The sequence below is a fragment of the Oceanibaculum nanhaiense genome (assembly GCF_002148795.1).
Taxonomy (GTDB): Bacteria; Pseudomonadota; Alphaproteobacteria; order Oceanibaculales; family Oceanibaculaceae; genus Oceanibaculum; species Oceanibaculum nanhaiense.
On record NZ_MPOB01000001.1, the window covers coordinates 181,381 to 201,932 of the forward strand.

The 20,552-nt window shown below is 62.7% G+C and carries 22 protein-coding genes; 11 read left to right on the forward strand and 11 right to left on the reverse strand.

All coding sequences use genetic code 11. The features are described from left to right. The 3 genes from BKM74_RS00845 to BKM74_RS00855 form a co-directional block, all read right to left on the reverse strand. Positions 1-786 (reverse strand): (Fe-S)-binding protein, encoded by a 786-nt coding sequence (locus BKM74_RS00845; protein ID WP_086463808.1) that lies wholly within the window; start codon positions 784-786, stop codon positions 1-3. Positions 787-873: 87 nt separating this feature from the next. Further along, on the reverse strand, positions 874-2,070 hold the full coding sequence (gene mltA, locus BKM74_RS00850) for a murein transglycosylase A (protein WP_086463809.1): 1,197 nt from the start codon (positions 2,068-2,070) through the stop codon (positions 874-876). A 6-nt stretch (positions 2,071-2,076) separates the two neighbouring features. Continuing rightward, entirely contained in the window at positions 2,077-2,751 is a 675-nt protein-coding gene (locus BKM74_RS00855) for a Tim44/TimA family putative adaptor protein (RefSeq protein WP_086463810.1), read from the reverse strand. Positions 2,752-2,897: 146 nt separating this feature from the next. Here BKM74_RS00855 and BKM74_RS00860 point away from each other — a divergent pair, with 146 nt between their 5' ends. The 3 genes from BKM74_RS00860 to secB all read left to right on the forward strand — a co-directional run bounded on the left by BKM74_RS00860 (position 2,898) and on the right by secB (position 4,663). Then, entirely contained in the window at positions 2,898-3,476 is a 579-nt protein-coding gene (locus BKM74_RS00860; RefSeq protein ID WP_086463811.1) for an FxsA family protein, read from the forward strand. Then, positions 3,473-4,027, forward strand: coding sequence for a histidine phosphatase family protein (locus tag BKM74_RS00865; RefSeq protein ID WP_086463812.1), 555 nt, complete (start codon positions 3,473-3,475; stop codon positions 4,025-4,027). Before BKM74_RS00860 ends, BKM74_RS00865 begins: the two co-directional genes overlap by 4 nt. 123 nt (positions 4,028-4,150) lie before the next feature. Next, positions 4,151-4,663 (forward strand): protein-export chaperone SecB, encoded by a 513-nt coding sequence (gene secB / locus BKM74_RS00870; protein ID WP_086463813.1) that lies wholly within the window; start codon positions 4,151-4,153, stop codon positions 4,661-4,663. A 32-nt stretch (positions 4,664-4,695) separates the two neighbouring features. Here secB and dnaQ read toward each other — a convergent pair whose 3' ends face one another. Genes dnaQ through BKM74_RS00890 form a run of 4 tightly spaced genes read right to left on the reverse strand, consistent with a single transcriptional unit; the run spans position 4,696 to position 7,498 of the window. Then, positions 4,696-5,391 carry a DNA polymerase III subunit epsilon gene (dnaQ, locus tag BKM74_RS00875; RefSeq protein ID WP_086463814.1) on the reverse strand — a complete coding sequence of 232 codons (696 nt, stop codon included), beginning with the start codon at positions 5,389-5,391 and terminating at the stop codon, positions 4,696-4,698. After that, positions 5,384-6,025 (reverse strand): dephospho-CoA kinase, encoded by a 642-nt coding sequence (coaE, locus tag BKM74_RS00880; RefSeq protein WP_086463815.1) that lies wholly within the window; start codon positions 6,023-6,025, stop codon positions 5,384-5,386. Before coaE ends, dnaQ begins: the two co-directional genes overlap by 8 nt. Continuing rightward, positions 6,025-6,624: a Maf family protein gene (locus BKM74_RS00885; protein WP_217895425.1), complete on the reverse strand. Its 600-nt coding sequence runs from the start codon at positions 6,622-6,624 to the stop codon at positions 6,025-6,027. The genes coaE and BKM74_RS00885 overlap by 1 nt, the downstream gene beginning before the upstream one ends. A 34-nt stretch (positions 6,625-6,658) precedes the next feature. After that, positions 6,659-7,498 carry a pyruvate, water dikinase regulatory protein gene (locus BKM74_RS00890; RefSeq protein WP_086463817.1) on the reverse strand — a complete coding sequence of 280 codons (840 nt, stop codon included), beginning with the start codon at positions 7,496-7,498 and terminating at the stop codon, positions 6,659-6,661. Positions 7,499-7,920: 422 nt separating this feature from the next. Here BKM74_RS00890 and hemE point away from each other — a divergent pair, with 422 nt between their 5' ends. The 4 genes from hemE (at position 7,921) to rho (ending at position 12,004) form a co-directional block, all read left to right on the forward strand. Further along, positions 7,921-8,955: a uroporphyrinogen decarboxylase gene (hemE, locus tag BKM74_RS00895; RefSeq protein ID WP_245825710.1), complete on the forward strand. Its 1,035-nt coding sequence runs from the start codon at positions 7,921-7,923 to the stop codon at positions 8,953-8,955. A gap of 47 nt (positions 8,956-9,002) precedes the next feature. Further along, positions 9,003-10,034 (forward strand): ferrochelatase, encoded by a 1,032-nt coding sequence (gene hemH, locus BKM74_RS00900; RefSeq protein ID WP_086463818.1) that lies wholly within the window; start codon positions 9,003-9,005, stop codon positions 10,032-10,034. Between the two features lie 47 nt (positions 10,035-10,081). Then, positions 10,082-10,522 carry a protoporphyrinogen oxidase HemJ gene (hemJ, locus tag BKM74_RS00905; RefSeq protein WP_086463819.1) on the forward strand — a complete coding sequence of 147 codons (441 nt, stop codon included), beginning with the start codon at positions 10,082-10,084 and terminating at the stop codon, positions 10,520-10,522. A 225-nt stretch (positions 10,523-10,747) separates the two neighbouring features. Beyond that, positions 10,748-12,004 carry a transcription termination factor Rho gene (gene rho / locus BKM74_RS00910; RefSeq protein WP_086463820.1) on the forward strand — a complete coding sequence of 419 codons (1,257 nt, stop codon included), beginning with the start codon at positions 10,748-10,750 and terminating at the stop codon, positions 12,002-12,004. 103 nt (positions 12,005-12,107) lie between these two features. On the opposite strand, the gene BKM74_RS00915 is transcribed toward rho, so the two are convergent. The 4 genes from BKM74_RS00915 to BKM74_RS00930 all read right to left on the reverse strand — a co-directional run bounded on the left by BKM74_RS00915 (position 12,108) and on the right by BKM74_RS00930 (position 16,388). Beyond that, the gene (locus BKM74_RS00915; protein WP_086463821.1) at positions 12,108-13,082 is read right to left on the reverse strand and encodes a quinone oxidoreductase family protein; all 975 of its coding nucleotides are present in this window, start codon (positions 13,080-13,082) and stop codon (positions 12,108-12,110) included. 11 nt (positions 13,083-13,093) lie between these two features. Beyond that, a complete protein-coding gene (locus tag BKM74_RS00920; RefSeq protein WP_456152404.1) occupies positions 13,094-13,747 on the reverse strand; it encodes a dienelactone hydrolase family protein in 654 nt (217 codons plus the stop codon). Positions 13,748-13,854: 107 nt separating this feature from the next. Further along, on the reverse strand, positions 13,855-14,349 hold the full coding sequence (locus BKM74_RS00925) for a methylated-DNA--[protein]-cysteine S-methyltransferase (protein ID WP_086463823.1): 495 nt from the start codon (positions 14,347-14,349) through the stop codon (positions 13,855-13,857). After that, a complete protein-coding gene (locus BKM74_RS00930; RefSeq protein ID WP_086463824.1) occupies positions 14,346-16,388 on the reverse strand; it encodes a thioredoxin domain-containing protein in 2,043 nt (680 codons plus the stop codon). The genes BKM74_RS00925 and BKM74_RS00930 overlap by 4 nt, the downstream gene beginning before the upstream one ends. 170 nt (positions 16,389-16,558) lie before the next feature. Here BKM74_RS00930 and BKM74_RS00935 point away from each other — a divergent pair, with 170 nt between their 5' ends. The 4 genes from BKM74_RS00935 to mnmG all read left to right on the forward strand — a co-directional run bounded on the left by BKM74_RS00935 (position 16,559) and on the right by mnmG (position 20,536). Beyond that, positions 16,559-16,822: a DUF6489 family protein gene (locus BKM74_RS00935; protein ID WP_086463825.1), complete on the forward strand. Its 264-nt coding sequence runs from the start codon at positions 16,559-16,561 to the stop codon at positions 16,820-16,822. Next, entirely contained in the window at positions 16,819-17,202 is a 384-nt protein-coding gene (locus BKM74_RS00940; RefSeq protein WP_086463826.1) for a (2Fe-2S) ferredoxin domain-containing protein, read from the forward strand. The genes BKM74_RS00935 and BKM74_RS00940 overlap by 4 nt, the downstream gene beginning before the upstream one ends. A gap of 25 nt (positions 17,203-17,227) precedes the next feature. Beyond that, positions 17,228-18,562: a tRNA uridine-5-carboxymethylaminomethyl(34) synthesis GTPase MnmE gene (gene mnmE, locus BKM74_RS00945; RefSeq protein WP_176342328.1), complete on the forward strand. Its 1,335-nt coding sequence runs from the start codon at positions 17,228-17,230 to the stop codon at positions 18,560-18,562. Positions 18,563-18,649: 87 nt separating this feature from the next. Further along, positions 18,650-20,536 carry a tRNA uridine-5-carboxymethylaminomethyl(34) synthesis enzyme MnmG gene (mnmG, locus tag BKM74_RS00950; RefSeq protein ID WP_086463828.1) on the forward strand — a complete coding sequence of 629 codons (1,887 nt, stop codon included), beginning with the start codon at positions 18,650-18,652 and terminating at the stop codon, positions 20,534-20,536. Positions 20,537-20,552 lie beyond the last annotated feature (16 nt).

A 20,552-nucleotide genomic window follows, 5' to 3' on the forward strand; every position in this document is an offset into this window, starting at 1 on the left:
CTAATTCCCGCGTCCGGGTTCGCCGATGGCCGGCGTATCGGTCATACCCGCCAGTACCTCCGCGACATGGCGGACCTGCACCTTCTCGCCGCGCCGCTTCAGCTTGCCGGCCATGTTCAGCAGGCAGCCGAGATCGCCGGCCAGCAGCGTCTGCGCCCCGGTCTTCACGATGTCATCGGCCTTGTCGGAAACCATACGATCGGAAATATCCGGATATTTGATGCAGAAAGTGCCGCCGAAGCCGCAGCAGATTTCCGCCCCCGGCAGCTCCGTCAGCTTCAGCCCCGCGACCGAGCCAAGCAGGCTGCGCGGCTGCTGCTTCACATCCAGCTCGCGCAGGCCGGAACAGCTGTCGTGATAGGTCACCGTGCCGTCGAAATGCGCCTCGACGCTCTTCATCCCCATCACATCGACCAGGAAAGAGACCAGCTCATAGGTGCGGTGGCCGACATGATGGGCGCGCGGGCCCCATTCGGGGTCCTCCTTGAACAGCTCGGCATAATGCTTGCGCAGCATGCCGGCGCAGGAGCCGGACGGCGCGACCACATAGTCATACCCTTCGAAGGCGCGGATGGTGTTGCGCGCGATGTCCTTGGTATCCGCGAAATCGCCGGAATTATAGGCCGGCTGGCCGCAGCAGGTCTGCGCCTCCGGAACCTCCACATCGCAGCCCGCCTGTTCCAGCAGCCGGATCGCGGCGAAACCGACGGACGGGCGGAACAGATCGACGAGACAGGTAACGAACAGCCCGACCCGGGGTTTCTTCTGTGGCGTTTCCTCGACCATTTTAGGCGCTTCCTGCCGTGGCGTTTTTGCTTCGCCGTTAAGATGACTTCTGCCGGCTTGCTTGACAAGCCGGACCGGTATTACCAGTCAGGAAGCGGGGATCAGCCCCTTGGGCAGCAGCAGATAATAGCGGCCGGGGGATTTCATGCGGCCGGCCAGATCGGCCGCGCCGTCGCCATGGCCCCAGAACAGATCGCCGCGCACCGGGCCCCGGATCGCGCCGCCGACATCCTGCGCCACGACCAGCCGGCGCAGCCGCGCGGTGCCCGGGTCCGGATGTTCGGCGTCAAGCCAGACCGGCGTGCCCAGCGGCACGAAGCGGCGGTCTACCGCCAGGCTGCGCAGTGGCGTCAAGGCCGCGCCCTGCGCGCCGACCGGCCCGTCGCCCGGCAGTTCACGGAAGAAGACATAGGACGGATTGGCGTTCATGAGGGCCGCGGCCTCGGCCGGATTGGCCGCCAGCCAGGCGCGGATCGACTGCATGGAAACGGTCTCGCGGGTCAGCGCACCGCGGGCGATCAGTTCCCGCCCGATGGCGACATAGGGATGGCCATTCTGCCCGGCATAGCCCAGGCGCATCACCCTTCCATCCTCCAGCGTCACCCGCCCGGAACCCTGGATCTGCAGGAAGAAGGCATCGACCGGATCATCGACCCAGACGATCTCCAGATTCCGGGGATCGAGCGCCCCTTCCACGATGGCCTTGCGGTCCTCATAGGGCTTCAGATTGCCGCTGACCACCCGGCCGGCGATGCGCTGGCCCTTCAGTTCCTCGCGGAACTGGCCGAGATCGACCATGACCAGATCGTCGGGCCGACGATGCAGCGGCACCGGATAACGGGCCGAGCGCTGCAAAGCACCGCGCAGCTCCGCCTCGTAATAACCGGTGAACAGGCCGTCGGCTGAGCCGTTATTGGCGGCGCGATAGGGCTTGAAGCTGGCTTCAAAGAAATTGCGGACCGCAGCCGTGTCGCCGGCGGGTACGGATCGCGCCGCATCACAGAGCGGCAGCCAGTCGGCGATGGTGCCGAAATGCGCTTCCGGCCCGAAATTACGCGTCGGCGGCTGGGGCTTCAGCCGATCACAGGATTTCAGCAGCGCCGGCATGGCCTCGGTCAGGGAATCCGCCCGCCATCCAGGAAGCTCGGCGAAGCTGACCGGCTTCAGTGTCAGCCGGTCCGGCGCCTCGGGCACTGGGGCGCAGGCCGCCAGCACAAGCAGAAAGAAGGCCGCCGTCAGGGCGAGACTGTTAAACGCACGGCCGGAACAGGGGCGGGCAGACATGAACCGTCAGTTCGGCGTACGGGTCGCGGCCAGCAGCCAGTTCGGATCGTCCGATCTTGTATCCCGACGGAACGTCCAGATATCCACGACGGTCTCGACCTCATCGGGATCGCCGTCGATCACCTCGCCCGCCGCGTTGCGGGTCAGATTGACCTGCTCGCTGACGAATTCCACCGTCACCTCGGCGAGCGGACCATTCATGCGGGCCTCGGTGATGTCAGCCGCATTCAACGCGATGAGGCGTGTTTCCAGGGTTTCCTTGCGGGCTTCGCGGCTGTCGATGGCGCCGGCGAACCGCTCATAGACCTCGTTGGCCAGCAGCGGGCGCAGCGCCTCCCGGTCACCGCGGGCAAACGCCTCGACGATCATCTCGAAGGCTGCGCGCGAACCGTTGGCAAAATATTTTTCCTCGAAGCTGGAATCCGCGAGCTTGATCTGGGTCAGACCGGCAGCCACGGAACCCGGCGGCGCGTCTTCCAGATCAGCGGCCTGTTTCGCGCGCTGCGGCAATGCCACGACATTGTCGGCGTCATTCTCGGCTTCCGGCTTCGGGCTGAACGGATCCGGCCGATCCCGCTCATTGCCGGTGCGTCGCCCCAGCACGCTGCGCAGGCGCAGAATAAGAAACGCCGCTACCATGGCGAAAAAGATGATGTCCAGAAAAGGAAGCCCGTCGCCCATCTATATATACCGGGCCGGACCGAACTGGACCGTCACCCGCCCTTTGCGCTAAGTAATATCACGTCTGTCAGGCTGACAGCATGATGCGTGCTGTTTCAATAGACGAATCAAACCCTACATAGGGGCGAACAGACGAAAGAGCAAGCATGCCCCTTATAATCCTGGCCCTGTTGATCGGCATTCCGCTGATCGAAATTGCCCTGTTCATCGAAATTGGCGACGAGATCGGCATCTGGCCGACCATCGGGCTGTGCATTGCCACGGCGCTGGCCGGCAGCCTGATGCTGCGCGTCCAGGGGCTATCGACACTGATGCGGGCCCGCGCCGCGATGGCGCGTGACCAGATGCCGGTGCGGGAAATGCTGGATGGCATCGGCCTTGCCATCGCCGGCGCCCTGCTGCTGACGCCCGGATTCGCCACTGACACGGTGGGGCTGTTGCTGTTCATACCCGCGGTGCGGCGCTGGCTCGGCCGCGGGTTTTGGAGCTTCCTGGTCAAGAGCGGGCGTTTTCATGTCGTTGGCACGCCTTTCCCCGGCGGGCCGCGCTCCGGTGCTGCCGCGCGGGGCGGCGGCACCGTGATCGATGGAGAATATCGCGACATCACCGAGGCCGATGACGGCAAGGCCGGCAACCCGGCCTCGCCCTGGCGCCAGCTGCCCGACGAAACCGCGCCAGATGCTTCTCCTGGCCACCCCACCGACAAGACGGAAAAACAGCCATGATCCTGGTCCGCCACGGCCAGTCCGAATTCAACGTGCATTATGCCAAGACCCGGATCGACCCCGGTATTGTCGATCCGGCTCTGACCGAGGAAGGCCGGCTGCAGGCGCAGGCCGCCGCCGAGATTCTGCGCGCGCATGAGATTGAACGGGTGCTGGCCAGCCCCTTCACCCGGACATTGCAAACCGCGGAGATCATCGCCGGGGCGCTGAAGCTGCCGGTCGAGATCGAGCCTCTGGTGCATGAGCATGCCGCCTTCATCTGCGATATCGGCACGCCGGCCGGCGATCTAGCCAAACGCTGGCCGGACTGGCGCTTCGATCATCTGCCGGACCGCTGGTGGCCAGAATCCGAGCAAGAAGAGCAGCTACAAGCGCGCTGCCAGCGTTTCTGGGATCTGGTGGAAACCCACGCGGCACGACCGCGCACGCTGGTCGTCACCCATTGGGGTTTCATCCGGGCACTGACCGGCCTGCGGGTTGGCAATGGCCATCTGGTGCGCTTCACCGCACCTGGTGCTGCGGAACTGCTGCATCCGCGCGAGACAGCCTGAACGCAGCGACCTGAGCGCGGCCCGCCGGTTTCTTCGGGGATAGTTTCTTTGGGCCGCGCTTGTACACATGGCCGATCCGTGATAGCGAGCCGGCCAGTTTCCGAACCGAGGGGCGAGAGCAAGATGAGCGACACGACGGCGAGCAACGGCCAGGATCAGACAGCACAGGCGGGCGGCCTGCCGCTGGTGGTGCACGCGCAGTACATCAAGGATTTCTCCTTCGAGAATCCGAACGCGCCGATGAGCCTGCAGCCGACCGGCAAGCAGCCCGATGTCGATGTCGGTGTCGATGTGCAGGCGCGCCGGCTGCGCGAGGACGATCCGGTCTTCGAAGTGCTGCTGACCATCCGCGCCACGACAAAGAATGAGGAGCAGCAGCTGTTCCTGCTGGAACTGACCTATGGCGGCGTGTTCAGCCTGCGCGGCGCGCCGGAAGAACATCTGCACCCGATGGTGATGATCGAGTGCCCGCGCCTGCTGTTCCCCTATGCCCGGGCCATTGTCTCCGAAACCACGCGCGATGGCGGTTTCCCGCCGCTGATGCTGCAGCCGATCGATTTCGTGGAGCTGTACCGCCGCCGCGTTGCCCAGCAGAGCGATTCGCTGGCCTCCAGCGAGGCCGAAGGCACCGCCTGAGCGGAGGCAGGCATCGCCCGGCTGGCTCTGGGTTAGCCCTGCTTCAGCCAGATCGGATTTTTCAGCTTCTCCAGCATACCCGTATGCGCCTCCAGCTCTGCCTGGGTTGGCGCATGCGGGCGTGGTGGCCGTTTCTGCTCGGCCCCTGGCGGCACCACCAGGATGGTTTCGCCGGCCTGTCTTTCCTCGCCGGTTCCGGCCAGCAGCAGTCCGGGTTCACGGCCGCCGATCAGTTCCAGATAGACCCCCGCCAGCAGATCGGCATCGACCAGCGCGCCATGCAGATCGCGGTGGCTGTTATCGATGCCGAAGCGGCGGCACAGGGCGTCCAGACTGCTTTGCGCACCGGGGAACTTGCGGCGCGCGATGGCCAGCGTATCGACGGCGCGCTCTTTCGGCAGAGCAGAAAGGCCGAGTTGGGTCAGCTCGGCATTCAGGAACCGCATGTCGAATTCGGCATTGTGGATTACCAGCCTGGCATCGCCGATGAAATCCAGGAATTCCCGGGCGACCTCGGAGAAGACCGGATGGCCGGCAAGGAAGTCGGCGGACAGGCCGTGCACCCGAAAGGCCTCTTCCGGCATATCGCGCTCAGGATTGATATATTGCTGGTAGGTGCGGCCCGTCGGCAGGAAATTATCCAGCTCGACACAGGCAATCTCGACGATGCGGTGGCCGGCCTTGGGATCGAGGCCAGTGGTTTCCGTGTCGAGCGCGATCTCACGCATGGTTTCTCCGTCGGCGGCGATAGGAATCCGGATTTTCCCGGAGGAGTCTGACGATGCGTTTCAGCTGCCGCAAGCTCCGATCATGGCCAAGCCCGGTGGACACCACGAAATCGGCGCGGCGGCGCTTCTCGGCATCGGGCATTTGCTGCTGCAGGATCTGCGCGAATTTCTGCTGGGTCATGCCGGGACGGGCCAGAACGCGCCGCGCCTGCAGGATGGCGGGGGCGGACACCACGATCACCGCATCCACACGGGCAGCGCCCCCGGTCTCGTAAAGCAGCGGAATATCGAGCACGACGATCCGCTTACGGCGGCGGCGCATCCGTTTCAGGAAGGCCTGCTCTTCCTTGCGTACTAACGGATGCAGCACGGATTCGAGGCGGCGCAGCGCGGCCGGATCGGCGAAGACGATGCCGCCCAGCCTCTGCCGGTTCACCGCTGCCTTCTCGTTCGCGCCAGCTTCGACAGCCGTGGGAAACAGCGCCTGGATCGCCGGTACGGCCTTGCCACCGGGGCCGAGCAGCCGGTGCACGGCCGCGTCGGCATCATGGACCGGCACGCCGAGGCGGCGCAGCGCCCGCGCGGCGCTGGTCTTACCCATGCCGATGGAACCGGTGAGGCCGAGAATGATCATCAGCGCTTCAGGACACCTTGCAGCCGCAGGAAATCGAGCAGCGGCAGCAATGGCAGGCCCAGGATGGTGAAATAATCACCCTCAATCCGGCTGAAAAGCTGCGCGCCGAGCCCTTCCAGCTGATACGCGCCGACCGAATTGAGCACGGCCTCGCCGGCAGCATCAAGATAGGCCTCGATGAACGCCTCGCTCAAGGGACGCACGCTCAGCCGGGCCGTCGAGAGATGGTGCCAGATCCGCTGCCCGTCGCGGGCGACGACAATGCCGCTTGAGAGGGTGTGGTCGCGGCCGCGCAAGGCCTGCAAATGCGCGCGGGCATGATCGCGGTCGCCGGGTTTTTCGAACCAGACACCATTGCAATCGAGCATCTGGTCGCAGCCGATGACCAGGGCACCGGGCCGCTTACGGGAAACCCTAAGGGCTTTCGCCTCGGCCAGCACGATAGCCGTGTCGCCGGCACTGGCGCCCTCAGCCTGCAGCGCGATGCGGATTTCGGCCTCATCGACCGGCGCCGTCTCAATGCTGAAATCCAGCCCGGCACCACGCAGAAGCTGGGCGCGAATGAGGCTGCCCGACGCCAGAATCAGCGCTGTGGCCATTGCGGCAGGCCCCATGACCCGGGTGGTGTCTGTTTCAGTCTCGATCGCTGTCACTGTCTCTGCGGTCCTGATAAAGCTGGAGAATCTCGGCGGCGGTTTCCTCAATGGAGCGGCGGGTCACGTCAATGACCGGCCAGCCCTGGCGTTCGAAGAGGCGGCGCGCCTCGGTGACCTCACGGCGCACCTCATCAAGATTGATATAGTCGCTCTCAGAGCCCTGGTTCAGCATCAGCAGGCGATTTCGCCTTATCTGCACCAGCCGGTTCGGATCGTTGGTCAGCCCGACGATCAGCGGATGGGTTGCCGTGGTCACTTCGCGCGGCAGGCTGATCCCCGGCACCAGCGGCACGTTGGCAACCTTGAGGCCGCGATTGGCGATGTAGAGGCAGGTCGGCGTCTTGGAGGTGCGCGACACGCCGACCAGCACAATATCGGCATGATCAATATCGTGCAGATGCTGTCCATCATCATGCATCAGGGTGAACTGCATCGCCTCAATACGGCTGAAATAGGCAGCGTCCATCTCATGCTGCCGTCCTGGACGGCCACGTGCCTTTTTCCCCAGATAATGATGCAGCGCGCCCAGTACCGGATCGAGCACCGAGATCACCGGCAATTGCAGCTTGCGGCCGGCCGCCTCCAGCTTGCTGTGAAGATGCGGGTCGAGCAGCGTCACCAGGACGGGGCCGGGATGCGCCTCGATACCGGCGATCACCTTATCGACATGGGCCGGCGTGCGTACCAGGAACCAGGTATGTTCTATCGCCTTCACCCCTTCAAACTGAACGAGGCAGGCGCGGGCCACCTGATGGATCGTCTCGCCGGTGGAATCCGAGACGAGATGCAGATGAATCGTCGACTCCGAAGGCGTCATAGGGAACCCGTCACAGGCTGTGAGTATCGGTGAATCCAGGGGATAAGACCGGACTTATCCCGGTGCTCGCGAAAACCATCCCGGCACCCGGTTTCCGCCACCCGGTTTTGTTCGGCTTGGGATGAAAAATCGCACCCGTCCGGGGAAACTTTCCTGCGGTGCCGAGATTCCAATTCTATCCCCATGATTCAGATTTTTCGGGAAAGCTACTCTGTCGCCGTTAGGCTTGGAGAATCTCCGCGATGATCGATGTAACCCACAAACCGGCAGCGGGGTTAAGGTGCTGTGCCCAAGACTGTGGAGAAACCGGGCGGTTGCAATAATCCCCATTCATCATGCGGATAAACTACTACTACCACTATATTTTAGAATCTAGTTTAGGTAAGGGAATGCGGCCCTTCCCACCTTGGCAGGAGACCATAATGGCGATCACACCCGGCAAACGGATGTTACGTGCCCTCAAGGGAGAGCGCCTCGACAAACCGCCCTTCTGGCTGATGCGCCAAGCAGGAAGGTACCTGCCCGAATATCGCGAGATACGCAGCCAGGCTGGCGGATTCCTCGATCTCTGCTTCTCACCGAAGCTGGCCTGCGAAGTGACCCTCCAGCCAATCCGCCGCTATGGCATGGACGCGGCCATCCTGTTCTCCGATATCCTGATCGTGCCCTACGGTCTGGGCCAGGGGGTCGCTTTCAAGGAAGGCGAGGGGCCAGTCCTCGATCCGGTCCGCAACGCCAGCGATCTTTCACGCCTGTCATTGGATGGTTTTCACGAACGCGTTGCACCGGTCTATGAGACCGTTTCGCGAATTGCCGAAGCTCTGCCCAAGGAAACCACGCTGATCGGTTTCGCGGGGTCACCCTGGACGGTTGCGACCTATATCGCCGAAGGCGGCGGCAGCAAGGAATTCGTTGCCGTGAAGCGCTGGGCCTATGGCGACCCGGAAGGGTTCGGGCAGCTGATCGACCTGCTGGTCGAGGCCACTGTCAGCTATCTGAGCCATCAGGTCGAGGCCGGTGCCGAAGTATTGCAATTGTTCGACAGCTGGGCCGGCGCGCTGCCGGAGCCGGGTTTTCGGCGCTGGTGTATCGAGCCGACCATCCGTATCGTGGCCGCGTTGAAGGCAAGACATCCGGATATCCCGATTATTGGTTTTCCCCGTGGTGCCGGGACGCTTTACGTTCCCTATGCGACGGAAACGGGGATCGATGCGGTGTCGCTGGATACGACGGTTTCGGTTGCCTGGGCAGCCGAGGCGCTGCAATCGAAGCTGCCGGTACAGGGCAATCTCGATCCGATCTTGCTGGTTGCCGGCGGCGATGCCCTGGATCGCGAGGTCGAGCGCATCCTGAGTGGTTTTTCAGGCGGCGCGCATATTTTCAATCTCGGGCATGGTGTGACCCAGACAACCCCGCCAGAAACTGTGGAAAGGTTGGCGCGGCGTTTGCGCGCATGAAGACAGGAGGGGCTGGTAAGGACGGATAGGAGTACCACATCATCGCCATGACAAAGACAGCCATCGTCCTCTTCAATCTCGGCGGACCGGATCGCCCTGACTCGGTTGAGCCCTTTCTGTTCAACCTGTTCAACGACCCGGCAATCATATCCTTGCCGAATCCGTTCCGGTTTCTGGTGGCCAAGCTGATTTCCCGGAAGCGCGCGCCGATTGCCCGCGAGATTTACGAGAATCTGGGTGGTGGCTCGCCGCTGCTGCCCAATACGGAGGCGCAGGCAGAGGCGCTGTCGGCTGCCTTGCCGGATCTGGGTGAGGTGAAGTGTTTTATCGCCATGCGCTACTGGCATCCGATGACAGACGAAACCGTGCAGGCGGTGAAGGCCTTTGCGCCCGATCGCGTGGTCCTGCTGCCGCTCTATCCGCAATTTTCAACGACGACGACAGGCTCTTCATTACGTTTATGGAATAAACGGGCGGAAGCCGCCGGCCTGCGTGTGCCGACCCATGTTATTGGCTGTTATCCTAGGGCTTCAGGCTATGTGAACGCGGTTGCCGGATTGGTCCGCAAGGCGCTGGATGGCATGGAAGGCCGCAAGCGGGTGCTGTTTTCCGCCCATGGCCTGCCGAAGAAGGTGATCGACAAGGGCGATCCCTACCAATGGCAGGTGGAACGCAGCGCTGAAGAGGTCGTCAAGACACTGAATATCCCGGATCTTGACTGGATTGTTTGCTATCAGAGCCGTGTCGGACCGCTGGAATGGATTGGTCCCTCCACCGATGCGGAGATCCTGCGGGCCGGGAAAGACGGTGTCGGCATCATCGTCTGCCCGATTGCCTTCGTTTCAGAACACTCTGAAACTCTTGTAGAAATCGAACTGGAATATCGAGAGTTGGCGGAAGAATCCGGTGTTTCGGCCTTTGCCCGCGTCCCGACGCCGGGGGCGGATCCGCTGTTCATCGAAGCCCTGGCTGATCTGGTGCGTCTTGCGCTGCAACGGCCGGTTGGTGTCTGTGCCGGCGAAGGGTCACGAATTTGCCCCGCGGAGTTTGGCAAATGTCCCTGCCGGGACGCCGCATGATACGGTCCGGCGACTTGGTAGAAATGAAAAAATCCGGAGGCGGATAAATGGGCGGCGATCTCTATTCCTGGATCAAGGCACTGCATGTCATCAGCGTGATCGCCTGGATGGCGGGTATGTTCTATCTGCCGCGGCTCTACATCTACCATGTCGATGCGCCGGTGGGTTCGCCACAGTCCGAGACTTTCAAGGTGATGGAGCGCCGCTTGCTGCGGGCGATCATCAACCCGGCAATGATCGCCAGCTTTGTTTTCGGCATCTGGATGCTGTCGCTGCTGGGCAGCGCTGTCTGGTCGGAAGGCTGGTGGCATGTGAAGCTGACGATGATCATCCTCATGAGCGCCTATCACGGATTTCTGTCGCGCTGGCGGCGTGATTTCGAGGCGGACCGGAATCGCCGCTCCGCGCGATTCTATCGCTTCGCCAATGAAATTCCGACCGTGCTGATGATCGTGATTGTCGTCATGGTCATCGTAAAACCCTTCTAAACCGCGGCAAGAGGGACGAAACAAAAGCGACGCCGTGCAATGGCAGATTGACTTGCGGCGCCGGACACACTATTTGTTTGGCAAATATGGCGGTCACTCGCCGTAAATATCATTCCCAAAAAAACCGCACGCCCCTACCAGCCCTGATGCTGGCCGTCCTTACACAAGGACCGTTAGTCGGATCGCGCCGCTGGTTTTCCCACCACCTGATATCAAGAAATATCCATGCATTTGCAGGAACTTAAATCCAAGACGCCGTCCGAGCTTCTGGCCTTTGCCGAGGAGCTGGAGGTCGAGAACGCCAGCACGCTGCGCAAGCAGGACATGATGTTCGCCATTCTGAAAAGACTGGCGGAAAAAGACATACCGATCTTTGGTGAAGGCGTGCTGGAAACGCTGCAGGACGGCTTTGGCTTCCTTCGGTCACCGGAATCGAACTATCTGCCGGGCCCGGACGATATTTATGTGTCGCCCAGCCAGGTCCGGCGTTTCAGCCTGCGCACCGGCGATACAGTGTCCGGGCAGATTCGAGCGCCCAAGGATGGTGAGCGTTATTTCGCGCTGCTGAAGGTCAACGAGATCAATTTCGAGCAGCCCGAAGCGGTCCGTCATCGCATCAATTTCGATAATCTGACGCCGCTATATCCGGACGAGAAGCTGAAATTCGAGATCGACGATCCGACGGCCAAGGACCCGACGACGCGCGTCATCGACCTGATCTCACCGATGGGCAAGGGCCAGCGCGCCCTGGTCGTGGCGCCGCCGCGCACCGGTAAGACGGTGATGCTGCAGAATATTGCCCATGCGATTTCGGCGAACCATCCGGAAGTGTATCTGATCGTCCTGCTGATCGACGAACGGCCGGAAGAAGTGACCGACATGGATCGGTCAGTGAAGGGCGAGGTTATCAGCTCCACCTTCGACGAGCCGGCCAGCCGGCACGTACAGGTCACCGAGATGGTGCTGGAAAAGGCCAAGCGACTGGTCGAGCACAAGCGGGACGTGGTCATCCTGCTGGATTCGATCACCCGTCTGGCGCGTGCCTACAACACGGTCGTGCCGTCCTCTGGCAAGGTGCTGACCGGCGGTGTCGATGCCAATGCGCTGCAGCGCCCGAAGCGCTTCTTCGGTGCTGCCCGCAATATCGAGGAAGGCGGCTCGCTGACCATTATCGCCACGGCGCTGATCGATACCGGCAGCCGCATGGACGAGGTGATCTTCGAGGAGTTCAAGGGCACCGGCAATTCCGAGCTGATCCTGGACCGCAAGCTGGCCGACAAGCGCAGCTTCCCGGCCATCGACATCACCAAATCCGGCACCCGCAAGGAAGAGCTGCTGGTTGATAAGGGCACGCTCTCCAAGATGTGGGTCCTGCGCCGTGTGCTGATGCCGATGGGCACGGTGGATGCGATGGAGTTCCTGCTCGACAAGCTGAAATACTCCAAGACGAATTCGGATTTCTTCGATTCGATGAACACCTGATCGATACCCAGTACGACCTTGTATGAAAAAGGGCGGGAAAATTCTCCCGCCCTTCTTTTGTCGCCTGTTTCACGTGAAACAGAGTCCTATCGGTTAGGGCCGGTTACGGCAGGAACACCGTGGACCCCGTGGTCTTGCGGGCTTCCAGATCCTGATGCGCCTTCACCACCTCCTTCAGTGGGTAGGTCTGGTTGATGTCGATCCTCACCTTGCCGGATTTCACGACATCGAACAGATCGCTGGTGGTTGCCACCAGATCCTCGCGCTTGGCGGTATAGGTCATCAGTGTAGGCCGGGTGACGAACAGTGACCCCTTCGCCGAGAGCACGCCCAGTTCCAGCGGCGGTACATTGCCCGATGACTGGCCAAAAGCGACCATCAGACCGAGCGGCGACAGGCAGTCCAGCGACTTCATGAAGGTGTCCTTGCCAACACCGTCATAGACCACGGGAACCCCCTTGCCGCCGGTGATCTCCTTCACCCGTTCGACGAAATCCTCCTTCTTGTAGAGGATGGTATGGTGGCAGCCATGAGCCTTGGCCAGTTCGGCCTTCTTCTCATCGCCGACGGTGCCGATCACAGTGGCGCCCAGCGCGGCCGCCCATTGGCAGAGGATGAGGCCAACGCCGCCGGCGGCGGCGTGCATCAGGATGGTGTCTCCAGCCTTTACCTTGTAGGTGCGGCGGATCAGGTACTGCGTGGTCATGCCTTTCAGCATCATCGCGGCCGCCTGCTGATCGCTGACGCCTTCCGGAATTTTCACCAGCCGGTCAGCGGCGATGATGCGGGCTTCCGAATAGCTGCCGGGAGGGCCGGCGGCATAGGCAACGCGGTCGCCTTCCACCAGGTCCTTCACGTCGGGGCCAACGGCTTCCACGATGCCGGCGCCCTCCATGCCGATGCCGGCTGGCAGGGGCAGGGGATAGAGGCCGCTGCGGTGATAGGTGTCGATATAGTTGAGACCGACCGCGGTGTGGCGGACACGGGCCTGGCCGGGACCGGGCGCCGGCAGGTCGATTTCCTGCCATTGCATGACTTCCGGACCGCCGGGCTGCTGGATGCGGATTGCTTGGACCATTGGGAATTTCCTCAGGACAGGTTGTTTTTCAGGAAGGCGGCCGTGCGCTGATGCGCCAACGTGGCCGCTTCCTTGTTGTAATGCTCGCCGCCGACCCGCGCGAAGGCGTGATCGACCTCTGGATAGACATGCGCCTCGACGCGCGGGTGGTCTTTGAGGCCAGCCAGAATCTTGTCCTGGGCTGGTTTTGGGACGAATTTGTCAAGGGCTGCGATGTGCATGAGCAAGGGTTTCTTGATGCTCGCGGCTTCGCCCAGCAAATCCTGAATGCCGACACCGTAATAGCTGATGTTGCAATCGGCATCGGAGCGGGTTGCCATCAGATAGGCCATCTTGCCGCCTAGGCAGAACCCCATCGTGCCAACCTTGCCGTTACTGCCATCGATAGAGCGGGCGACCTTGACCGTCTCGATGAGATCGGAAACGCCTTTTTCGACATCGAAGCCGTTGAACAGCTCGAAGGCGCGGGCCCATTCCGCCTCGCTCTGGTCGGTAATCTGGATTCCCGGCTCCTGGCGCCAGAACAGGTCGGGACAGATGGTGATGAAGCCATCGCTGGCGAGATCGTTGCAGATATCCCGCATCACCTCATTGACGCCGAAGATTTCCTGGATCACGACGATGATGGCTGCGGGAGTCGTTTTTGGTGTGGCCATATAGGCCATGAAGGAGCCGCCATCGGCGGCCTTGATCTTTATCTCGGGCATTGGTTCCTCCGAGTTTGGACAGATGGGGAGATCATGGCGGCTTGAGGCAAAGATTCAAGCCGCTCCTACAATTCCGTCATCAGGCCGGACAGCAGAGGCAGGGCGGGTGCTTCATGATCCAGCAGCCGGGCCTTGGTCTTTTTGCCGTCGCCGCCGCTGAAGCCCACCAGGGAACCGTCCTTGCCGATCACCCGGTGGCAGGGAACGATGAGGGGGATGGGATTGGCGCCGCAGGCCATTCCGACCACACGCGGGTTGGAGCCGATCCGCGCCGCGATATCGCCATAGGTCAGGGTCTCGCCATAGGGGATGGTGAGCATTTCGTGCCAGACCGCCAGATTATGGTTTGATCCGCGCAGATCGAGCGGCAGATCGAAATCTTTCAGCTGGCGCGCGAAATAGCCGGATATCTGCCGGGCGGATTCCTGCAGGACAGGGTCGTCGCTGTGGCGCGGACCACCAGCGGCGAAACGCAATGCGCAGATGGCGCCCTGCCGCGCGGTCACGGTCATCGGGCCGACGGGGCTGTCCAGGGTGAGTTGGGCGAGGGACTCCGTCATGCATCGCCCCGGGCGGCCAGCAGGGCCTCGCTGAGCGCCTTTGGATCAAGCAGGGGCAGGGAACAGCTCTGACCGACACAGAGGTACGCAGCGCTCTGCGCAGGGGCCCCCAGAGCGGCACTGGCCGGATGGTTCGGGGGTAAGCTGCCCTTGGGCCCCAGCTGATGCAGAATGAGGCCCGGCGCGGAAATTTCAGCGATGGCGCGCAGCAGGCCGACATAGGTGGGCGTGGCCGGATCGCCGGTTAGGGTGATTTGCAGCGGGCGCTGGGCGGTATCGCAGGCATTGAGGAAGGTGGCCAGCGGGAAGAAATTGCGGCCGATCTCTCCGGCAAACCGGGGAATCAGAATATCGGCTCGTTCCCGGTATTTCTCATTTCCTGTCAGATGATAGAGGGTCGTCAGCACCTGCAACATCGTGCCATTGCCGGCGGGTACGGCATTGTCCTGGGCGTTCTTGGCGCGCAGCAAGACATCATCGGTATCGTCCGCGGTTGCGAAATAGCCGCCATCCGCCTGATCCCAGTAATGGGTGTCCAGGGTCTCAACCCAGCTGCGGGCCTGGTCGAGGAACCGCTGATGGCGCGTGACCTGGAACAGCGCAAGCGCGGCGGATGCCATGTTGGCATAATCCTCCAGCGTTGCCGGGTGGCGCAGGATATGGCCGCGCCGACTGTGACGCAACCGGCCGTCGATCGTCATTTTTTCGATCACATGATCGAAGGCGCGGATCGCGACCCGCAGCCAGTCGGCATGGGCGAAAGCGAAGCTGGCATGGGCGAGCGCGCGGATCATCAGGCCGTTCCAGTCGGCCAGCACTTTATCGTCCCAGCCTGGCCGCACGCGTTTCTCGCGATGGCTGAGCAGGGTTTGGCGAAGCTGGGCGAGCTGGCTCTCCGCCGCGCCATTGCCGAGGTCAGGCCGGCGATTGCGGTGCAGGATGGTAACGCCTTCCCAGTTACCTTCCGACGTCACGTCATAGGCGCGTTTGAAACTCTCCAGGGCCTCGTCCGGCTGATCGGCCAGCAGCCGATCGATCTCCGTCTCGCGCCAGACATAGAACTTGCCTTCCTCACCCTCGCTGTCGGCATCGAGCGAGCTGGCGAAACCGCCTTCCTCGGTGACCATTTCGCGCAGCACCCAGCCGATGGTCTCTTCCAGGCGCTGCCGGAACAAGGGCCGGCCGGTTTCCAGGGCAGCGTGAGTCAGCAATTCGATGAGCTGGGCATTGTCGTACAGCATCTTCTCGAAATGCGGGGCCAGCCATTGCGCATCGGTGGAATAGCGGGCAAAGCCGCCGCCCAGATGATCGTAGATGCCGCCCTGGCACATGCGCTCCAGCGTGAGCAGCACATAATCGCGCGAATCGCGGTTGCCGCGGCGCAGCCAGTGCCGCCACAGCATCATCAGGATGCCGGGCTGGGGGAATTTAGGCGCCCCACCGATACCGCCATGGATCGGATCGATCTCGCGGTGCAGGCGCTCGGCGATGCGGTCGAGCAGGGCCGGTTCGACGGACTCGCCGGCGGCTGGCTGTGCGAGCTGCCGCAGCGCCTCGCGCAGGGCGGTGGCGTTGCGCGAGACCTTGTCCGAACCTTCGGCATGGGCGTCGGCGATGGTCTGCAGGACCGATGTGAAGCCCGGCCGGCCGTAACGCGGCTCTTTCGGGAAATAGGTGCCGCCCCAGAAGGGCTCGCCCTCGGCCGTGAGGAACATGGTCAGCGGCCAGCCGCCCTGTTCGCCCAGCAGGGCGAGCGCGGACTGGTAGATGTGGTCGATGTCCGGACGCTCTTCGCGGTCCACCTTCACATTGATGAACAGCTGGTTCATCAGGGCGGCGGTTTCTTCGTCCTCGAAGCTCTCATGCGCCATCACATGGCACCAGTGGCAGGCGGCATAGCCGACGGAGAGCAGGATCGGCTTGCCCTCAGCGCGCGCGCGGTCGAGCGCGTCGCGTCCCCATGGCATCCAATGTACAGGGTTGTCCTTGTGCTGAAGAAGATAGGGGCTGGCTTCCTGCGCCAGAAGATTGCCGCTCATCTGTGGCCTTTCCCGCCTGCTGTGCCCGGTATAGGGTTGATATCGGCTTGGCAGAGCCAGTCTTAATGGTTGGCCGTTACAGGCTTGAGTTCAAGTCCGCACAGTCTGAGGGGCGGATGATGGCAGCGCAGGGCGATTTAATCGTTACGTAAGCGGTATATGAGGCGCCGATGAAGATCACGGTCAATATCGATTGTACACCGGAAGAGGCGCGGCGCTTCTTCGGGCTGCCCGATGTCCAGCCGATGCAGGAGGCCGTGATGGCCGAAATGCAGGAGCGGCTGCTCGGCGGCATCAAGCAGATGGATCCGGACGCCATGCTGAAGAGCTGGTTCCAGGGAGTGCCCGGTGGTATGGCCTCCATGGAGGCGCTTCAGAAGATGTTCTGGAGTCAGTTCGGCGACAGCGGAAACAAGGGAGAAAAGCCAGAGTGACCGATATCTCGACCGGAATTGCTGATAAGAATCAAGAGGACTTCGAGTCGTACTACCGCTGCCATGTTTTCTGCTGCACGAATCGCAGACCCGATGGCCACAAGCGCGGTTCCTGCGCGGCGAGCGGTTCCGAACCGCTGCGTGCCTATATGAAGGCGCGCGCCAAGGAACTCGCCATACCCGGTGTCCGGATCAACAATGCCGGCTGTCTCGACCGCTGCGAGCTGGGGCCAGTGCTGGTGATCTATCCGGAAGGCGTCTGGTACAAATATCAGACACAGGCGGATATCGATGAAATTCTGACCGTGCATCTGCGCGATGGCGGACGCGTGGCGCGTCTGATGCTGCGCCCGGAAGACGGGCCAGACCAGGCGGGCTGACCGCACTTACCGTAACGGCCCAATCATGACTGACCAGACGATCTTCGCGCTGGCGACGCCTTCAGGCCGTTCCGGCATTGCTGTCGTGCGGCTGTCCGGTCCGGCGACGGGGGCGGCGCTGCAGGCCATGACCGGGCGCCCGCTGCCGCCGGCGCGCAAGGCGGTGCGCCGGCCCGTGTGTGATCCGGAGAGCGGGGAGATGCTGGATGCGGCGCTGATTCTCTGGTTTCCCGCACCGGCCAGCTTCACCGGCGAGGATGTCGCGGAGCTGCATCTGCATGGCGGGCGGGCGGTCATCGCCGCGGTGATGCAGCTTCTCGCCCGGCAGCCGGGCCTGCGCCTGGCGGAACCAGGGGAATTTACCCGCCGCGCCTTCCTTGCCGGCAAGATGGACCTGACCGCGGTCGAGGGGCTTGCCGATCTGATCGATGCGGAGACGGAGGCCCAGCGCCGCCAGGCCCTGCGCCAGATGGGCGGGGCGTTGGCCACGCTTTATGAGGGCTGGCGCAGCCGGCTGTTGCGGGTGCTGGCGCATGCCGAGGCGGTGATCGATTTCGCCGACGAGGATTTACCGGAGGAGACCAGCACCCAGCTTCAGGCCGATGTGGCGGCGTTGCGCGCGGAAATAGCTGCGCATCTGGGTGATTCCAGGCGCGGGGAAAGGCTGCGCGAAGGGGTCCGTATCGCCATCATCGGCCCGGCCAATGCTGGAAAATCCAGCCTGCTGAACTGGCTCGCGGGACGCGATGCCGCCATCGTCTCGGCCGTGGCGGGCACAACGCGCGATGTGATCGAAGTACATCTGGATCTGGGCGGCTACCCGGTTTTGCTCGCAGACACGGCGGGATTACGGGAGACGCCGGATGCCCTGGAAGAAGAGGGGATACGGCGCGCGCGGCGCTGGGCGCAGGAGGCGGACTACCGCATTTTGCTGCTCGACGGCTCGGTAGCGAGGGATGCGCAGTCTCTGGCCCTCATCGCACAGGAAAATCCATCTATTGTGGTTCTTAATAAGGCAGACCTCATGATGTCGGGGCCTACCAGCGCTACGTCAGAAGCGGATTGTATTACAATTTCGGTCTCGTCCGGTCAGGGGTTGCAGGAATTTCTGATGCGGTTGGAACAGGAGGTAGCGCGCTTGGCAGCACCCGGGGAGGCACCCGCCCTGACGCGGATACGGCACCGTATGGCCCTGCAGGCGGCGCAGGAATCGCTGGACCGTTTCTCTGCAGCAGCGTCTCCGGATCTGGCCGCGGAAGATTTGCGGCTGGCGGTGCGGGAGATCGGTCGGATTACCGGGCGGGTCGATGTCGAGGATCTGCTGGATGTGATCTTCCGCGATTTCTGCCTCGGCAAGTAGGGGATTAGCCGTCGCTGGGTCGGGGCATATGCTGTTTCACGTGAAACATCGCTTTATGATCGCCCTTGGAATCGTTAAAGTCCGGCCATGAAGAATTTCGATGTAATTGTGGTTGGCGGCGGTCACGCCGGTTGCGAGGCAGCTGCCGCGTCGGCGCGCCTGGGCGCGCGTACACTGCTGCTGACCCATCGGCGCGATACGATCGGCGCCATGTCATGCAATCCGGCCATTGGCGGGTTGGGCAAAGGGCATCTGGTGCGGGAGATTGATGCGCTGGATGGTGTGATGGCGCGCGCCATAGATCGTGCCGGCATCCAGTTTCGTCTATTGAACCGCAGCAAGGGGGCGGCCGTGCGTGGGCCGCGCGCCCAGGCCGACCGCAAGCTCTATCGGCAGGCAATCCAGGCCTTGCTCGCGGAGCAGGCCGGTTTGACTATTCAGGAAGGGGCGGTCGAGGATCTGCGCCTTGATGCCGATGGCCGCGTGACGGGCGTCATTCTGTCTGGTGGTGAGGAAATAGCATCGGCTGCCGTGGTGGTTACTACGGGAACTTTTTTGCGCGGCATCATCCATCGCGGTGAGGAGCAGACACCGGCGGGCCGGGTTGGCGAGGCGCCATCTATCGGGCTGGCACGGACGCTGGAACGCGCCGCTTTCGCGATGGGGCGGCTGAAGACCGGAACGCCGCCAAGGCTGGACGGCAAGAGCATCGACTGGGCGGCGCTTGAGGTCCAGCCGGGCGATGATCCGCCGATCCCGTTTTCCTTCCTGACAGACAAGATCACGACACCGCAGATCGTCTGCCATATCACCGAGACCCGGCCCGAGACCCACGCGATCATCCGCGCCAATCTGCACCGGTCGGCGGTGTATTCCGGGCAGATCGCAGGGACGGGGCCGCGTTATTGTCCGTCCATCGAGGACAAGGTGGTGCGCTTTGCCGAGAAGGAACGGCACCAGATTTTCCTGGAGCCGGAGGGTCTGGACGACGACACCGTCTATCCCAATGGCATTTCGACCTCGCTGCCGGTCGAGGTTCAGGAAGCGCTGATTGCGACTATGCCGGGCCTGGCGCGGGCGCGCATCCTGCAGCCGGGCTACGCCATCGAGTATGATTTCATTGACCCGCGCGAGTTGAAGCCGAACCTGGAAACGCGCCGCCTGCCGGGACTGTTCCTGGCCGGGCAGATCAACGGGACGACCGGCTATGAGGAGGCGGCGGGGCAGGGCCTCATCGCCGGCATCAATGCGGCGCTGCTCGCGGGCGGGGCGGCAAACGTGTTTACGCTGGATCGGGCGGAAGCCTATATCGGCGTAATGATCGACGATCTGGTGACGCGCGGGGCGGACGAGCCCTATCGGATGTTCACCTCGCGCGCGGAATACCGATTGTTGCTGCGGGCCGATAATGCTGACCAGCGCCTGACCGAAAAAGGCGTGGCGCTGGGTGTGGTGGGCAGCGAGCGCGGCCGCGCGTTCACACAGAAGAAGAAGGCTTTGTCCGAGGCGCGCGGCATGCTCGAAAATCTCCGGGCGACGCCAAGCTCTTTGGCCCGTCAGGGTGTTCCGATCAATCAGGATGGTGTGATCCGGTCAGCGGCCGAGCTGTTGTCTTATCCGGACATTAGTCTCACGCGCCTGACGCAGATCTGGCCGGAGCTCTCCGCCATCGCCGCGCCGATTGCCGAACAGCTGGAAATCGACGGGCTTTATGCGGGCTATCTGAAGCGCCAGCAGGCAGATGTCGATGCCTATCGCCGCGACGAATCGCTGCTTCTGCCGGACAGGCTCGACTATGCATCCGTTGGCGGGCTCTCGACGGAAATCCGCGACAAGCTGAGCCGTGCCCGGCCAACGACATTGGGGGCGGCGGCGCGCATCCCGGGCGTGACGCCGGCGGCGCTGACGGCATTGCTGCGCCATGTCCGCGCTCGCTCTGTGGCGCTGACGGATGAGGCGAGCCTTGTCGGCTGATCGGGAGCAGGGCGTT

What these genes read in the sequence shown, in the direction of transcription:
- BKM74_RS00845 (WP_086463808.1), bottom strand. Translation starts at nt 786, where the DNA reads ATGGTCGAGGAAACGCCACAGAAGAAACCCCGGGTCGGGCTGTTCGTT.
- mltA (WP_086463809.1), bottom strand. Translation starts at nt 2,070, where the DNA reads ATGTCTGCCCGCCCCTGTTCCGGCCGTGCGTTTAACAGTCTCGCCCTG.
- BKM74_RS00855 (WP_086463810.1), bottom strand. Translation starts at nt 2,751, where the DNA reads ATGGGCGACGGGCTTCCTTTTCTGGACATCATCTTTTTCGCCATGGTA.
- BKM74_RS00860 (WP_086463811.1), top strand. Translation starts at nt 2,898, where the DNA reads ATGCCCCTTATAATCCTGGCCCTGTTGATCGGCATTCCGCTGATCGAA.
- BKM74_RS00865 (WP_086463812.1), top strand. Translation starts at nt 3,473, where the DNA reads ATGATCCTGGTCCGCCACGGCCAGTCCGAATTCAACGTGCATTATGCC.
- secB (WP_086463813.1), top strand. Translation starts at nt 4,151, where the DNA reads ATGAGCGACACGACGGCGAGCAACGGCCAGGATCAGACAGCACAGGCG.
- dnaQ (WP_086463814.1), bottom strand. Translation starts at nt 5,391, where the DNA reads ATGCGTGAGATCGCGCTCGACACGGAAACCACTGGCCTCGATCCCAAG.
- coaE (WP_086463815.1), bottom strand. Translation starts at nt 6,025, where the DNA reads ATGATCATTCTCGGCCTCACCGGTTCCATCGGCATGGGTAAGACCAGC.
- BKM74_RS00885 (WP_217895425.1), bottom strand. Translation starts at nt 6,624, where the DNA reads ATGGCCACAGCGCTGATTCTGGCGTCGGGCAGCCTCATTCGCGCCCAG.
- BKM74_RS00890 (WP_086463817.1), bottom strand. Translation starts at nt 7,498, where the DNA reads ATGACGCCTTCGGAGTCGACGATTCATCTGCATCTCGTCTCGGATTCC.
- hemE (WP_245825710.1), top strand. Translation starts at nt 7,921, where the DNA reads ATGGCGATCACACCCGGCAAACGGATGTTACGTGCCCTCAAGGGAGAG.
- hemH (WP_086463818.1), top strand. Translation starts at nt 9,003, where the DNA reads ATGACAAAGACAGCCATCGTCCTCTTCAATCTCGGCGGACCGGATCGC.
- hemJ (WP_086463819.1), top strand. Translation starts at nt 10,082, where the DNA reads ATGGGCGGCGATCTCTATTCCTGGATCAAGGCACTGCATGTCATCAGC.
- rho (WP_086463820.1), top strand. Translation starts at nt 10,748, where the DNA reads ATGCATTTGCAGGAACTTAAATCCAAGACGCCGTCCGAGCTTCTGGCC.
- BKM74_RS00915 (WP_086463821.1), bottom strand. Translation starts at nt 13,082, where the DNA reads ATGGTCCAAGCAATCCGCATCCAGCAGCCCGGCGGTCCGGAAGTCATG.
- BKM74_RS00920 (WP_456152404.1), bottom strand. Translation starts at nt 13,747, where the DNA reads ATGGCCTATATGGCCACACCAAAAACGACTCCCGCAGCCATCATCGTC.
- BKM74_RS00925 (WP_086463823.1), bottom strand. Translation starts at nt 14,349, where the DNA reads ATGACGGAGTCCCTCGCCCAACTCACCCTGGACAGCCCCGTCGGCCCG.
- BKM74_RS00930 (WP_086463824.1), bottom strand. Translation starts at nt 16,388, where the DNA reads ATGAGCGGCAATCTTCTGGCGCAGGAAGCCAGCCCCTATCTTCTTCAG.
- BKM74_RS00935 (WP_086463825.1), top strand. Translation starts at nt 16,559, where the DNA reads ATGAAGATCACGGTCAATATCGATTGTACACCGGAAGAGGCGCGGCGC.
- mnmE (WP_176342328.1), top strand. Translation starts at nt 17,228, where the DNA reads ATGACTGACCAGACGATCTTCGCGCTGGCGACGCCTTCAGGCCGTTCC.
- mnmG (WP_086463828.1), top strand. Translation starts at nt 18,650, where the DNA reads ATGAAGAATTTCGATGTAATTGTGGTTGGCGGCGGTCACGCCGGTTGC.